Consider the following 15,199-nt stretch of genomic DNA (forward strand, 5'->3'; position numbering starts at 1 on the left):
CACTAATAGACCAATAAGAAAACAAGGAAAGGCCAACACCGTAGGCAAACAGCCAAACAAAGCGCCGCAGGCAAACAACCCACCCCCATCACCAAAATAAAAAGAAATCAGCAACCCTAACAACCCCGGCCAAAGGCCCAAAAAAAACCACTCACAAACAACAAACCAAACCCCATTACAATCACCAATCCCCACCCCCCGCAGGGCAAAAAAACCCTCTATGTTAAAGATCCTGGTCAGCGCCTGCCTCGCCGGCCACCCGGTCCGCTATAACGCCAAAGCCAAACCCACGCACGACGCGTGGCTGCCCCGCTGGCGCGACGAAGGCCGCCTCGTCACTGTCTGCCCCGAAGTAGCGGTCGGCTTCCCAACCCCGCGTCCACCAGCGGAAATACAACTGCGCCGCTCAGGCGCCGACGTCCTCGCACGTCACGCGACAATCGCTGACAACACAGGCGCAGACGTGACCGCGCTCTTCATCGCGGGCGCCCACCATGCCCTCAACCGCGCCAAGGCTGAAAACTGCCGCTATGCGCTACTTGCCGACGGCAGCCCATCTTGCGGTAGCACCTTCATCTACGACGGCGCGTTCAACGGCCAAACCTATCCCGCCACCGGCGTCACTGTCGCGTTGCTGCAACAGCACGGCATCCGCGTATTCGCGTATTCGCAGATCGCCGAACTGGCGGCGGAAATCGAACGCGAATCCAGCAAGTGAGACGCAGGGTCAATTTAAACGTGCGGTTCATGATATCGGCCACACTATGCCGAATCCGTCGATAACGTTTGCGCAGCCTTAATCGGCGGCCAATTTCACTTGAGTGAATGAAGCGGAAATTGTTAACTCTGTCCTGACATTTAAAGATCCCGAAAATTATTAGTTTAAATTTAACGTTTTTCATAAGTATTGAGAAAACGTTTGCGCCGGCTTAATTACCCGGCATCGTCGGCAAAAATCCGGTTTTGCGTCAGCGAGATGCTGTCCTGAATGCGGCACATAGGGAAAATCCGTTGTGAAACAAGCGGAAATGCGCGCTAGAATAAGCGCCGATTCACCATCAATGGCTGCTCGTTCAAAACGACGCTCACGTGAATCCAGTCGGCAGTTATTGCATCCGATCGATTCGCTCCCGGCGTATATGGGGACCGCTGGTAATTATCGGCGACGGGCCAGTCAGATCGGTAAATATGGGGCGATATTAACGCGTGCTCCGCATTGCCTGCCGCCAATAAAACATTCAAAAAAGGTCGAGGACACACGCCAATGAGGATTCTGTCGATTTTCGGCACGCGGCCGGAAGCCATCAAAATGGCGCCGCTGGTCAAACAACTGGAAGCGGACGCCGGCATCGAATCGGTGGTTTGTGTTACAGGGCAGCATCAGCAGATGCTCGATCAGGTACTCGATCTGTTCCAGATCAAGCCGCATCACAATCTCGCTCTGATGACCGGCAACCAGACGCTCAACGGTCTGGCTTCGCGCCTCATCGCGTCGCTCGACGACGTGCTCGCCACTGTTCAACCGGATCGCGTGCTGGTGCATGGCGATACGACCACTGCATCCGCCGCGGCGCTGGCCTCGTTTCATCGGCGCATTCCAATCGGTCACGTCGAAGCAGGGCTGCGTACCGGCAACCTGATGCAGCCATGGCCGGAAGAGATGAACCGCCGCGTGGTCGACGTGATGAGCGACCTGATGTTCGCGCCCACCGCGAGCTCGAAAGCGAATCTCATGCACGAAGCGCTGCAAGGCAAGATCATCGTGACCGGCAATACGGTGATCGACGCGCTGAACCTCACCACCGCGCGCATCGACAACGACGCGGCGCTGCGCGCCGAACTGGACGCGCGCCTGTCGTTCCTCGACGGCGCGCTGCCGGTGTTGCTCGTCACAGGCCATCGCCGTGAGAGCTTCGGTGCGGGATTCGCAAACATCTGCGCGGCACTCGCGGACCTGGCCAGGACCAACCGGGTCCAGATCGTCTATCCGGTGCATTTGAATCCGAACGTGCGCGGCCCGGTGCAGGAAACCCTCGGCACGGCGCGCAACGTTCATCTGATCGATCCGCTCGATTACCTGAGCTTCGTGCGTCTGATGCAGCGCGCATCGATCATTCTCACCGACTCGGGCGGCGTGCAGGAAGAAGCACCGGCGCTCGGCAAGCCGGTGCTGGTGATGCGCGACGTGACCGAGCGCCCGGAAGCGGTGGCGGCGGGCACGGTGCGTCTCGTCGGTACGGAGCGCGAAGCGATTGTGCGCGCGGTGACCGGCTTACTCGACGACGCGAGCGAACGCGACGATTTCGCGAATCGCGTCAATCCATACGGCGACGGCCATGCATCGCAACGGATCGTCGCGGCGCTGACCGGGCGTCCGTTCGACGAGTTCGTGAGCGGCGGTAGGGGTGAGCCGGGGCAGACTCCGCGCGTGCAACGCGCAGAAGCCCCGCAATAAGGCTGCGTGGGCCGCATGGCCAATGCGAGCCAAGCCGATCGTATTGCGTGCCGGCATTGGCCACCGCGAATGGCTATCGGACATCAGGGCCTGAGCATGTCGGACATGCGCGAACCGTGCCGCGAACGCTCACCGGCCGCGATCGATAGTGACAAGGCTTGGTAGTGGCAGGCCGCGGGCAGGATCACCGGGGGCAGCGCCATCGGCAACGCCGCCCGCCATAGCGGGATCGCAGTTCCAGATAATCCATGCAGCGTGAATCAGCTTCACTGTTTGCGCGCTAATCAAGAGATGAGACAACGTGACCTCCAATACGCCAATGCGCCGTCTAACCCGCCCCCGCCTGAACGCCTTTGCCGCGCTGCTGTTGCTCGCCGCGACGGCCCATGCTCAACAGCCGGCTGACGTCGCCGGCAGCTTCGCGCAACTCGGCAGCGGCCGTCTCGCGACGCGCACGGTGTCGCTGGCCGAGCTGGGGATGCGCGATCCGGTCGTGCTGCATGCGCCGGACGGCCGTCAGGAACTGTATTTACCGGTGCCGGCCGGCGTGCCATTGAGCGACGCGGCCTTGCAGATCGACGGCAACTATCTGCGCGGCAACGGCGGCCGCACGACCATGCTGGTGTCCCTCGACGGCGCACCGGTGCTTTCGCGCAGCCCGACGCAAGACCAGGGCGATGCGTCGGTCAGTCTCGGCGTGGACGGCGCGGCGCGGCCGGGTGGTTTCGTGCGCGTGGGTCTCGACTGGTCGTCGGTGCTCAACGATAACGTCTGCGCCGATCAGACCGCGATCGGCAACGTCTGGCGCATCGCGCCGACGTCGCGCCTGACCTATCGCTACGATCCCGATGCAATCGTCGATCTGCGCAGCGCGTGGAGCGCTTTGTCGCAAAAGCCGGTGGTGATACTGGGCGCGCGCACGCTCGCGGCGCCGGCGTTCGATGCGGGCTGGCGCGTCGAAGCGCTACTGCAACGGGAGGGCCGCACGCCGGCAACGCAGACGTGGCCGGCGGTGGGTGACACGGTCGATCTGAGCGATATCGACGTACCGGCGCCGTTGCGCGCGATTCCGGCTTTTGCCGCACTGGCCGCGGGCGGTTCGCACAAGCTGGCGAATCCGGCGGAAGCGGGCGCTCTGATCGCACTGACGCCGCGTTCGGCTTTCACGCCGGACGTGATCGTCGCCGACGACATGGTGCGCAACACGTTGAAGACGTCGCTGGATGCCTTGCGCGAGCAGGTGACCGGTTCCGCGCCCGGCGCGAGCGACGCGTTCGACGCATGGCGTGCCCGCGCGATCGATCCGATCGCGCGGCCGCTCGCCTCGGGCGAAGTGCGTCTTGCTCACCTTGGCGGCCAGACCGCGATCGTGGTGGGTGACAACGATGGCGTGGCGGTTCTCGCGCGCACATGGCGTCCCATCGACGTAACGAGCCGTCTCGTGGTCCATCAGATCGACACCGCACCGAACACACGCGGCGACGAAATCGCCCTGTCGCTGCTGGGCGGCCTGCCGCGCACGCTCGACGTGCAGGGCCGCGCCACCTGGGACGCGAGTTTCGATCTGGGCGCGGCATCGGGCAACGGCAAGCTGCCGGGCAGCGTGGTGCTTGACGTGGCCGCATCGCCGACGCTGAACAACACTGCGCAAACCGCCTCGATCTATTTCAACGACGTGCTGATCGGCTCGCAACTGCTGACCGCCAACGGCAAGCCTCAGCGCATCACCGCGCGTGTGCCGCATTACGCGCTCGCCCCGAACAACCTGCTGCGCGTAGTATTCCAGCGTCAGCCGGAAGGCGGCTGCCAGCCGCGCGGCCAGGGCCATCCAATCGCCGTGCTGCCGAGCAGCCATCTGGCGCTCGCCGATGCGAAGATCGGCGACGACTTCACCGGCATGGTGGCGCGGTTCGCGTCGGAGGCAAATGTGATCGTACCGGCCGCGTATCTGAACGACGCCACGCAAGTGCTGCCGCGCGTCGCGCGCCTGGCGAATGCCAGCGGCATCGCACCGACCCGTGCGACCTTCAGCGTTGCGCGTGATGGCGAAGCGGTGAGTCCGAAAGGCGCCTTCCTCGCGGTCGACGTCACGCTCGCCGAGGAGAAGAGCCTCGTGCGTCTGTCGAAAGACCGCCTGTCGCTCAGCGATGCATCCGGCAAAATGCTGGCCGATATATCGGGTTTGAACCGCGTCGGCGTGATCGAAGCGGTCAAGTCGGGCAGCGTAGCAGGTATCGCGTATCGCACGGTGGGCGATACGGCGGCGATCCTGCCGGCGTCGTTGCAACTGTCGCGCGGCGACGTGGCGATCGTCGACGGCAGCGGCACGCTGCGCCAGTTCGATTCGCGTCATCCCGGCGAAGTGGTCGGCGCAGAAGACCTGGAGGGCCCGTGGTTCACGCAGCCCTGGGTGCGCTGGGGCATCCCGGCCGGCCTCGTCGGCTTGCTGATCGTGTTGCTGCTGGTCGCCACCGTGGCGCGCCGCAGGAATAAGGGCAAGTCGTGAGTGTCGCCTCACTCAAATGGTATGTGGACTACGCGGTAGCCCACTATTACCAGGGGCTCGAATACGTCGCGGCGCTGGTGGCGTTCATCATCCTGCTGTCCAGTCTCGACGATCTGTTCATCGACCTCTGGTACTGGACCCGCACGCTCTATCGCCGCTTCACGGTGGAGCGCGCCTACAAGCCGCTCACCAGCGCGCAGCTGTATCAGCGCGCCGAGCAGCCGATTGCGATCATGGTGCCCGCGTGGCACGAGTACGACGTGGTCGCGGCGATGATCGAAGACATGGTGCGGGTGATGGACTACCGCAACTACGTGGTGTTCGTCGGCACCTATCAGAACGACCCGCAGACCATCGCCGAAGTGGAACGGATGCGCCGCCGCTATAAGCAATTGCGTCGCGTGGAAGTGCCGCACGACGGTCCGACCTGCAAGGCCGATTGTCTGAACTGGGTGATCCAGGCAATCTTCAGGCACGAGAAAGAAGCCGGCATCGAGTTCGCGGGCGTCGTGCTGCACGATAGCGAAGACGTCCTGCATCCGGTCGAACTGCGCTTCTTCAACTACCTGTTGCCGCGCAAGGACATGATCCAGTTGCCGGTGGCCTCGCTCGAGCGCAACTGGTTCGAACTGGTGGCCGGCACGTATATGGACGAGTTCGCCGAATGGCATGCAAAGGATCTGGTGGTGCGCGAGAGCCTGGTGGGATCGGTGCCGTCCGCGGGGGTGGGCACGTGCTTCTCGCGGCGCGCGCTGCTCGCGCTGGTCGCCGAGACCGATAATCAGCCGTTCAACACCGAAAGTCTGACCGAGGATTACGACGTCGGCGCGCGGCTGGGCAAGATGGGGATGCAGTCGATTTTTGCGCGCTTTCCGGTGCAATTCGCGACGCGTCGCAAGTCGTGGTTCGGCCTCGGGAAGGAACGCGACATCACCGTGACGATGCCGCTCTGCGTGCGCGAATTTTTCCCCGATACGTTCCGCACCGCATACCGGCAGCGCGCGCGCTGGACGCTCGGCATCGGCTTGCAAGGGTGGAAGCAGACCGGCTGGACCGGCTCGCTCGCCAATCGCTATCTGCTGTTCCGTGACCGCAAAGGCATCGTTACCGCGTTCGTCGGCATCATCGCGTATGCGCTGGTGATTCAGTTTCTGCTCTTCGCGGGCGCCGAGCTGCTTGGCTGGATGCCGGAGCTGATCGCTTCGCCGTTCTCCGATTCGCCGTGGCTGCAGGCGCTGCTGTGGGCCAACGGTTGCGCGTTGCTGTTGCGCGTGGTGCAGCGGATCTATTTCGTGACCCGTTTGTACGGCTGGGAGCACGGGGTGCTGTCCGTGCCGCGCATGGTGGTGGGCAATTTCATCAACTTCATGGCTGTCTCGCGTGCATGGAAGATGTTCCTCACGCACCTCGTGACCGGCAAGCGGCTGGCATGGGACAAGACCATGCATGACTTCCCGTCCGCCGACGGCTTTAACAACCGCCGTCAGCGTCTGGGCGAATTGCTGCTGTCGTGGCAGGCCATCGATCCGGACAAACTCGAACAGGCGCTCGGCGAAAGCCACGCGCGTGAGGCGCCGCTCGGCCGCGTGCTGATGGCCAAGGGCTGGCTCGACGAGGAAACCCTCGCGGAAGCGATTGCCTTCCAGTCTGATTTGCCGCGCGGCCGCGTGGTGCTCGAACGCATCAAGGACGACGCGGCGCGCTTGCCGCTCGACGCCATCGTGCGCCATCGCGTATTGCCGCAAGCCGACGCGGCGGCCGGCCGCACGATTCTGCTGACCGCGAGTCCGCTCGCCGAACCGATGCTTGCTGAACTGAGCGCGCTGGCCGGGGGGCCGGTCGTGCAGGAGATCGTTCGTGAAGGTGAGATTGCTGCGGGGCTGCGCGTGCTGCGTGGCGTCGAGATTGCAGCGCCGGCGGGCGACGGCGAGCAGGCGGGCAGGGTGGAGGGTGCGTCCGTGGGCGCATCGTCGGCTGGCGGCGCGGAGCCTGTGCCGGCACGCAGCGTACCGTTGATCGGCGATCTGCTGATCGAGCATGGCCACGTGCATCGCGAGGCCTTCGAAGCGGCGATGCAGGACTATCGCCCGGATCGCCATGGCCGCATCGGCGACTACATGGTGGCGCGCGGTGTGATCTCGCGTGCCGCACTCGAGAACGTAATCCAGCAACAGCGCCGTCTTCAGGGCGCTCTGGCGGCCTCCGAATGATCGATTCTTTTTTCACCCGGCGTGCGTGGATGGCGCATGCTTCTTTGGCGGCTTCGGCTTCGGCTTCGGCTTCGGCTTCGGCTTCGGCTTCGGCTTCGGCTTCGGCTTCGGCTTCGGCTTCGGCATTTGCGTCAACGGCTTCCGCCTGCGCTGGAACTGCGGCTTCGATTGAGGCTTCCGCGTGCGCTGGAATTGCGGCGTCTGCATTCACATTGCGCGGTGTCACTGCCGCAATGCTGGCCAGCGCATTGTGCCTGGGCAGCGCAGCGGCGCATGCGCAGAGCGCAGCGGGCGCGCCGCAGCCGGCCGCTTCATCCGAACACAATGCGCTGCCGTTGAGCGGCGCCGCCTATCGGGTCGCGCAGGACGCCTATGCCGCTTATGGGCGCGGCGACTACAGCGGCGCGAGCGCACGGGCGCGCGAAGCGATTCGCCAGCGCCCCGATGTCGTGTCGCTGCGCCTGCTGCTCGCCAACGCGCTTGCCGCGCAACGTCGTTATAGCGAAGCAAGCCGCTCGCTCGGCGACGCAATCGCGCAGATCGGCCGCGATCCGGCGCTGGTCTCGCGTCGCAAGCAGATCGACGCGCTGAACGTGTCGACTCGCGCGGCCGCACGCGCCGGCCGCCAACAGCCGGGCGACCCGGACGCACTGACGGGGGCAGCCTTGAAGGCCGCGCAACAGGCCTACAAGGCGTATGCGACGAAGGATTTTTCGGGCACCGTCAGCTACGCGAACGAGGCGATCGCGCTGCGTCCCGATCTGCTGCGTCTGCGCTTATTGCTGATCGACGCGGCGAGCGCGGCCGGTCAGGACACCGTTGCATGGAATGCCGATCTCGATGCAACCCAACGCTTCGGCGACAACGAAGAACTGCGCGTGCGGCGCAGCTTCATCGGCAGCCGCCTGGCGCCGAAGTCGTCCGGTGCTTCATTTGAGGCGCGCAAGAAGGGCGACTACGCGCAGGCTGCCGCGCTCGCGCGTGAGACCGTTGCCTACGCGCCGGATCAGGTTGGCTACCGCATCCAGTTGATCGACGTGCTGTTTGCCGCGAACGATCTGCCGGGCGTGCAAGCGGCGGCGAGCGCGGCCATTGCCGCCGACGATACCGAAATCATGCCGCTCACGCTGCGTGGCTACACGCTGGCGGCGCAGGGCAAGACCGCGGAAGCCGAGGCGGACTTCGCCAAAGCGCTGCATGCCGATGACGCAACGCAGCGCAACAAGCGCGTGGCGCGCGTGATCATCGCCGATGTATGGATCGCCGAAGGACAGCCGCAGCGCGCGCTCGATCTGCTCGCGCCGCTGAAGACGAATGGCGACGATACCGATCCGCCGATCGCGCTGCGCAGGTATCAGGCGCGACAATTGTTGGCGCATACGCCGAATGCTCCGGGCGCTTCAAGCGCAACCAACGCAACCAACGCAACCAACGCAACCAACGCAACCAACGCAACCAACGCAACCACCACCGCGACATCTCCGCTCGACCCGCAGCGGCGCCCCGTCATCGACTGCGTCGTAGACCAGTTCGGTGCAAGCTGCGATGTCTACGCGGCCGATCCCGGTTTCGCGGCGGCGCGCGCCACGGCAACCGCCGCGGCGGCGAACGACAAAGCCGGCGCGGTCGGCTATGCACGCGAAGCGGTCAAGGCAGCGCCGGACGATCCGCAGCATCGCGTGGAACTGATCAACGCGCTGAGCACGGCCGGTGACGACGCCGCCGCGACGCGCGAAGCGCAAAAGATGATCGATGCCGGCATGCTCGATGCCATGTCCGACTTGACGGCCGCCTATATCGCGCAACGCGCCGGTAACAACGAGGTCGCTTACCAGCGCTTCAGCATGGCGGATAAAGCCGGCACATTGCCGACCAGCGCTGCGGCCGACGCGGGCTACGCGGCGGTTCAGGCGCGCCGCAATCGCGAAGCCGCGCAGTACTTCGAGCGCGCGATCGACGCGAGCGCCAAGCCAGCGGACGACGCGGTGCCGGCCACACCGGCGCAACTGAACGAGATGCGCAGCGCGCACGCCGAGGCCACCCGCAACTGGGGCTTCGACGCCTCGCTGAACTATCGTGGCGCGGGCATGCAGCCCGGCTATGCGTCGTCGCCGACGCCGGGCACGTCGAACAACTGGCAGGCCGGCGTGGAAGCCTACTGGCGACCGTTCGGCAGTCTCGGCGACCGGATGTTCGAACTCTACGCGCGCGGTTACGAAAGCTTCGGCGTGAAGAACGGCGGCGCGAGCGGTGTCGACACCTTGCAGGCCACCGTCGGCGCGCGCGCCAAGCCGTTCTCGCAGATCGACGCGATCGTCGCCTTCGAACGGATCATTCCGATCGGCTCGCAGGTCAATCCCGACTGGCTCGCGCGGCTTGCGTATTCGGGTGGCTACGGCATCGAGCGCCGGGTGGACGTGCCGTCGTGGTGGACCGCGCAGATCTATGCCGAAACGGGTGCCTACCTGAACGCTGGATCGGTCTACGCGACCACCAATCTCGAACTGGGCCGCACCTTCCGCATGGATCGTTACAGCCCGAAGTGGACCGTGTTCCCGTATGCGGTGATCGGTGCGGACTACGACTCGAGCATCAACCACAGCATTCCGCTCGGCGCGGGTGTAGGGATTTCGACGCGCTACTGGTTCCGCGACAGCAAATACGACGCGCCGCGCTCGTATGTCGATCTGTCTGTGCAGTACCGCCTGAAGATCACCGGCGACGAGCGCGCGCGCGGCGTGTTCTTCGGCGCGATCTACTCGTATTGAATCCGGACGAAGCAAATGAAAAGAAACCGCTTGGGTAAATCGAAGCTTGCAGGGGTAACGGTCGTGGCCACCGCCGCGCTGTTGTCGGCGGGCGTGGCATATGCGGCGGCGGACGACGTCGCGAGTCTGTATGGGCCGCAACCGCCCGCCGACGCATCGTATCTGCGCGTGCTGAACGCGTCTTCGCAGGCGGTGCGTGTCGCGCTCGCCGGCAGCGAGTCTCCGCAGACGCTCGCGCCGGGCGCGGTCACGCGCTTCAGCGTGCTCACGCAAGGCACGCCGGCGCGCGTCACGGTCGACGGCAAGGCTCTGGCCGATGCCAATGCGACGGCTAACGCGACGACCCATGCAGGCGACGCCGTCACTGTCGCGCTGAGTCATGACGCGAAGGGTTGGCATGCGGCGCGGATCGTTGGCCGCTACGAGCGTGTCGACGGTCTGAAGGCGACCTTGCGCGCGTTCAATTTCACCTCCGGTTGCAACGCGAAGATCGGCGTGGACGGTAATGGTCCGACCGTGTTTGCGCAGGTGGCCGCGGGCGCGCAGGACGCGCGAGCGATCAATCCGGTTAGCGCCAAGCTGGTCGGACAGTGCGGTGCGGTGGCCAGCGCGGCGCTGCCGTTGCCGGCACTGGCCGCCGGCGACAGCTACAGCCTGTTCGTTACCGGCGACGCGGCGAAGCCCGTGTTGAGCGGCGCGCGCGACGCGCTCGCGTGGCCACCGGCCGCCAATTGAGCGGTACGCACTGGCAACGGGAATTTGCAGCAAGAAGTAGCGGGAACACCAGGAAAAGATCGCAACGCGGGCCGCACTTTGTATCGGGCGGCAACGCCGTTGCTTCGCATGAGAGTTGCTTCAAATCAGTCGCGGGGAATTCACGACATGACCGACTTCAGCCGTTCACGCTTTCAACTGTCCGTCCAGGCCGGGCCGTTCAACCGCACGCGTCGCCGCCTGCTGCTCGCCCTGGCCGCGGCGCCGCTCGGCGGCGCGCTGTCTTTGCTGCCGCGCCGCGCGTTTGCCGCGGCGTCGACCAGCGTGATCGAGGGCCGCAACCTATGGCTCTATCCCGGCTGGGAAAGCCTCACCGACGACGCGACGCCGGCCTGTCTGAAAGCCGTCGACCTGATTCATCAGGCGACCGGCATACTGACGGCGCGCGGCATTCATAGCGTGATCGTGATTGCGCCGCTAAAAGCCCGTTCATGCCCGGAGAATCTGCCGGATGGCACCGCGATGTCCGCCGGTGTCGCGAACCGTTACGCCGCGATTCGCACGCATGCCACCTCGCTCGGTCTGCAGATGGTCGACGGCGACGGTGCGATCGCCGCGGTCGATGCGTCGCAGGAAAAGTACATTCGCGCCGACTACCACTGGAGCGGCCATTCTGCCGAAGCGGTCGCGGCGCGCGTCGCCAAACGCCTCACGGAGGCCGGTCCGCTGAAGGGCGCCGCTGGTGCGGGCAGCCGGCTTGGCGCGTGGAACGAGGAAGTCCGCTACGGCGACCTTGCGGCCTTGCTGCCGCCGGAGCGCAAGAAAGCGGTCGGCAAGGATCACTTCATCGTGCGTACGGTGGTGGCGTCGCCGGACCTCGTCGACGGTGGGCCGCCGGTCGTGCAGGTGGTGGGCAACAGCATGGTCCAGCCGTACCTCGGCTTTCCGCAGAAGCTCTCGAACGCAATCGATCGCCCGGTCGGGTTGACGTGGACCTTCGGCGACACCGGTCCCTGGAAGACGTTGCTCAACTATGTGGAATCGCCGGCCTTCAAGGCGAATCCGCCGCAAGCGATTGTCTGGCAATTCAACGAAGGGCAGATGATGAATCTGCCGAGCGCGAGCGGACAGTGGGACGCGGCCTCGGTAATGGCCGACGATGCGTTCCTCGCACGTCTGACCAAGGCCATTGCCTGATGAGCGAGTCAGGCGGACGCACGGCAGCGCGCGCGGTGGACCGTGCGGCGGCTGGCACGGGAGCAACCACGGTGGCAGGCGTAGCAGCGGGCGCAGGGGCAGGCACAGCCGCGGCAGCAGGCACTGCAGCAGGGGCAGGGGCTGGCACAGTCGTGACAGCAGGCACCGCAGCGGGCGCAGGAGCAGGCACAGCCGCGGCAGCTACTGCTGTAGCCGCAACAGGCAAGGACGCTGGCATTGCGCACAGCCAAACGGCAGCGGCGAAGCAGCCGTTCGCGCGCGCACATCGGCGTGTCGCGTGGCTGGTCGCGCTGCTGCTCGGCTTCGGTTGCGCGGGTGCGGTGGTGTCGCTTGTCGTGCAGTCGCACGACGGCGCGTCATTCGATGCGCACGGTTGGCGCGACGGCAGCCTCGGCCGCAGTCTCGATCGCGCGATCGACGTGCCGTATGCGCGTTCGCTGCATCGCTGGCAAGCCGCGGCGCGTTACCGCCTGTTCGGCGACCTGGGACATCAGGTGCGCGAAGGCTGTCCCGGCTGGCTGTTCTATGCGGACGGTCTGCGCGCGCCGGTGGAGGCGGGACATGACCCCGTCGAACGCGCGGACGGCGGCGACGTGCTGACCGATGCGCGCGTCGCCTCGCTGCACCGTTACGCGGAGGCGCTACGTAGCGCGGGGATTCAACTGGTGGTCGTGACGGTGCCCGACAAGGCGCGTGTGGAGAGCGAAGCGCTGTGCGGGCTGCGCCAGGACGCGCGGATGACGCAGCGTCTGAATGTATGGAACCGCGCGCTGACCGCGAGCAACGTCACGCACGTCGAATTGTTGCCGGCATTGCAAGCTGCGCGTCCGGCATTTTTCCGAACTGATGTGCATTGGAACGCGCGTGGTGCGCAAGCGGCTGCGCAGGTGGTCGGCGCCGCCGTGTTGCCGCTGCTCGGCAAGCGCGGCGACGCCACATTCACGCACCTGACGGCGCAACCCGCACCGCGCGTCGGCGATCTGCTCACGCTGGCCAATCTCAATGACGTGCCGGACGCCTGGCGTCCCGCGCCTGACATCATTTCCGCCGAAACATTGCAGGCGCAACGCAGCGGCGGCTTGCTCGACGATGGTCCGGCCGCCGACGTGCTGCTCGCGGGCAGTTCGTTCTCGCGCCGCAGCGCATTTGCCGAGCGCCTCGGCGAGCAGCTCGGCCGCGAAGTCTGGAACGTCAGCCTCGACGACGGCCAGTTCGACCGCGCGTTGCAGACGGTCTGGCGCGAACGCGCCACATGGCCGAAGAGTCTGCGCGTGGTGATTTGGGAAATGTCGGAAGACGCGCTGTCGATGCCGGTCGAAGCGCCGGCGCCTACCCAGGCGACGGCCGCGAACGCTGCCTTGCCTGTCGCCCCCGTTCCCGCACCGGCGAAGCAGGACTGATCCCGATGCTATTCAATTCATTCATTTTCCTCACGCTGTTCCTGCCGCCGGCGCTGGCCGGCTACTACCTGCTTGGGCAGCGCATGCCGCGCGCCGCGGCGGCGTGGCTCTGCGGTGCGTCGATCGTGTTCTATGGCTGGTGGAATCCGACCTTCGTTGCCTTGCTGGTGGCGTCGATCGTGTTTAACTACGCGATGAGTTGCGCGATTGTTGCGGCACCCGCGCAGTCCGCTCGCCGCCGCTGGCTGCTCGGTCTCGCGATCACTGCCGACCTTGCGTTGCTGGTGCGCTACAAATATCTGGCGACACTGCTCACCGCGCTCGTGCACGCAAGCGGAGTCGCACCGGCCGACTGGCTCGCACACGGCATGCAGGACGTGATCCTGCCGCTCGGCGTATCGTTTTTCACCTTCACGCAAATTGGCTACCTGCTCGATTGCAACGCGGGCATCGTCAAGGAGCGCGACCCGCTCGGCTACGTGCAGTTCGTCACGTTTTTTCCGCATCTGATCGCGGGGCCGATCCTGCATCACAAGGAAATGATGACGCAGTTCGCCCAGCCGGCTACGTATAAGCTTCGGGCGGAAAACCTGTCGATCGGCGCGTTCGTCTTCACGATCGGTCTCGCGAAGAAGGTGCTGTTCGCCGACACCATCGCGCCGTTCGCCGACGCGGGCTTCGCCGCGCCGCACGAGTTGCAGTGGCTGGCGGCGTGGGGCACCTGCCTCGCGTACGCGTTGCAGCTTTACTTCGACTTCTCCGGCTATTCGGACATGGCCGTGGGCCTCGCGAAGATGTTCGGCGTGCGCTTTCCGCTGAACTTCAATTCACCGTTCAAGGCGGCCAGCATCATCGATTTCTGGCAGCGCTGGCATATGACGCTCACGCGTTATCTCACGGCTTATCTGTACTACCCGCTGGCGATGCGGATCAACCGCAGCCGCGCGTTGCGTGGCCTGCTGATCGGGCGTCTCGCACAACGTTCGACGCGCGGCTTTCTCTCGACGGTGGCCGTGCCGACCTTCTACACGATGGCGCTGGCCGGCATCTGGCACGGCGCGGGTTTGCAGTATCTGATTTACGGCTTGCTGCACGCGTCGTATCTCACCGTGAATCACGCTTATCGCGCGTGGCGGGCGGCGGCTGGGCCGATGGTGGGGGCGAGGGCGGTTGATGCGGTTGCAGCGGGAACAGCAGCGGCATTCATATTGCGCTTCAAGGCACACGTTCGCCATGCAGGTAACGTCCTGCTGACTTTCATAGCCGCACTGGTCGCGTTTGCGTTTTTCCGCGCACATGGTGTCGGCGATGCGCTCGCGTTGTTGCAAGGCATGGCGGGTCTACGCGGTATTGAAGCGCTCGACTGGCCCGCCTGGGGCACCGCGAACATGGGCCTCGGCGAGTGGCTGCATCTGGTCGCGGGACGCTCCACGCTCGCATTGCAGATCGTCGCGCTGCTGGCGATCGTTTGGTGTACCCCGAATTCACATCAACTGATGGGCCGTTTCTCGCCTGCGCTCGACCGCGCGGCCGAAGGCTTGCCCGCCGCGCTGACATGGCGGCCTTCGCTGCGCTGGACCGCTGCGATGGTCGGTGTGCTGGTGTTCTGCGTCGCGCAGTTGCACGGCGAAGTGCGTTTTCTCTATTTCCAGTTCTGATTGCCGGAACGACGTTTGCGCAAGGACTACACAATGACTCAAAACGAAACGCTGCACGCCGACGTGGCGGCACTGGTCGAATCCGTCGTATTGCGCCTCGTGCGCAATGATGAACTGCTGCTCGAAACGGGCCTGGTCGATTCGGTACTGGCTGTCGAAATCGTCATGGGCGTCGAGATGCAATTCGGCGTGCGCATTCCGCCGACCGAGATCGCCGAGCACCTGGCATCCGTGGATGCGCTTTGTGCGTTCATCGCCGCCAATCGCTAG

11 protein-coding genes are annotated in these 15,199 nt (G+C 65.0%); all 11 read left to right on the top strand.

Annotated features, from left to right (window positions below; genetic code table 11):
* The first annotated feature begins 220 nt into the window (after positions 1-220).
* The 11 genes from PQQ95_RS32275 (at position 221) to PQQ95_RS32325 (ending at position 15,199) form a co-directional block, all read left to right on the top strand.
* Positions 221-718: a 2-thiouracil desulfurase family protein gene (locus PQQ95_RS32275; protein ID WP_408445254.1), complete on the top strand. Its 498-nt coding sequence runs from the start codon at positions 221-223 to the stop codon at positions 716-718.
* Between the two features lie 546 nt (positions 719-1,264).
* Positions 1,265-2,455 carry a non-hydrolyzing UDP-N-acetylglucosamine 2-epimerase gene (gene wecB, locus PQQ95_RS32280; RefSeq protein WP_408445256.1) on the top strand — a complete coding sequence of 397 codons (1,191 nt, stop codon included), beginning with the start codon at positions 1,265-1,267 and terminating at the stop codon, positions 2,453-2,455.
* Positions 2,456-2,774: 319 nt separating this feature from the next.
* Positions 2,775-4,961, top strand: a complete 2,187-nt coding sequence (locus PQQ95_RS32285; protein ID WP_408445440.1) for a cellulose synthase — start codon at positions 2,775-2,777, stop codon at positions 4,959-4,961.
* Positions 4,958-7,171 (top strand): glycosyl transferase family protein, encoded by a 2,214-nt coding sequence (locus tag PQQ95_RS32290; protein ID WP_408445259.1) that lies wholly within the window; start codon positions 4,958-4,960, stop codon positions 7,169-7,171. The genes PQQ95_RS32285 and PQQ95_RS32290 overlap by 4 nt, the downstream gene beginning before the upstream one ends.
* A 25-nt stretch (positions 7,172-7,196) precedes the next feature.
* Complete coding sequence (locus PQQ95_RS32295; protein ID WP_408445262.1) at positions 7,197-7,343, top strand: hypothetical protein; 147 nt, start codon at positions 7,197-7,199, stop codon at positions 7,341-7,343.
* Between the two features lie 61 nt (positions 7,344-7,404).
* Complete coding sequence (locus tag PQQ95_RS32300; protein WP_408445265.1) at positions 7,405-9,939, top strand: NfrA family protein; 2,535 nt, start codon at positions 7,405-7,407, stop codon at positions 9,937-9,939.
* Positions 9,940-9,954: 15 nt separating this feature from the next.
* Positions 9,955-10,674: an alginate O-acetyltransferase AlgF gene (locus tag PQQ95_RS32305; RefSeq protein ID WP_408445267.1), complete on the top strand. Its 720-nt coding sequence runs from the start codon at positions 9,955-9,957 to the stop codon at positions 10,672-10,674.
* Between the two features lie 147 nt (positions 10,675-10,821).
* Positions 10,822-11,850: an alginate O-acetyltransferase AlgX-related protein gene (locus PQQ95_RS32310; RefSeq protein WP_408445270.1), complete on the top strand. Its 1,029-nt coding sequence runs from the start codon at positions 10,822-10,824 to the stop codon at positions 11,848-11,850.
* The gene (locus PQQ95_RS32315) at positions 11,850-13,271 is read left to right on the top strand and encodes an alginate O-acetyltransferase AlgX-related protein (RefSeq protein WP_408445272.1); all 1,422 of its coding nucleotides are present in this window, start codon (positions 11,850-11,852) and stop codon (positions 13,269-13,271) included. The genes PQQ95_RS32310 and PQQ95_RS32315 overlap by 1 nt, the downstream gene beginning before the upstream one ends.
* A gap of 5 nt (positions 13,272-13,276) precedes the next feature.
* Positions 13,277-14,929, top strand: a complete 1,653-nt coding sequence (locus PQQ95_RS32320) for an MBOAT family O-acyltransferase (RefSeq protein WP_408445275.1) — start codon at positions 13,277-13,279, stop codon at positions 14,927-14,929.
* A gap of 33 nt (positions 14,930-14,962) precedes the next feature.
* On the top strand, positions 14,963-15,199 hold the full coding sequence (locus tag PQQ95_RS32325) for an acyl carrier protein (RefSeq protein WP_408445277.1): 237 nt from the start codon (positions 14,963-14,965) through the stop codon (positions 15,197-15,199).

Source organism: Paraburkholderia caffeinilytica, assembly GCF_046030355.1.
Classification (GTDB): Bacteria; Pseudomonadota; Gammaproteobacteria; order Burkholderiales; family Burkholderiaceae; genus Paraburkholderia; species Paraburkholderia caffeinilytica_B.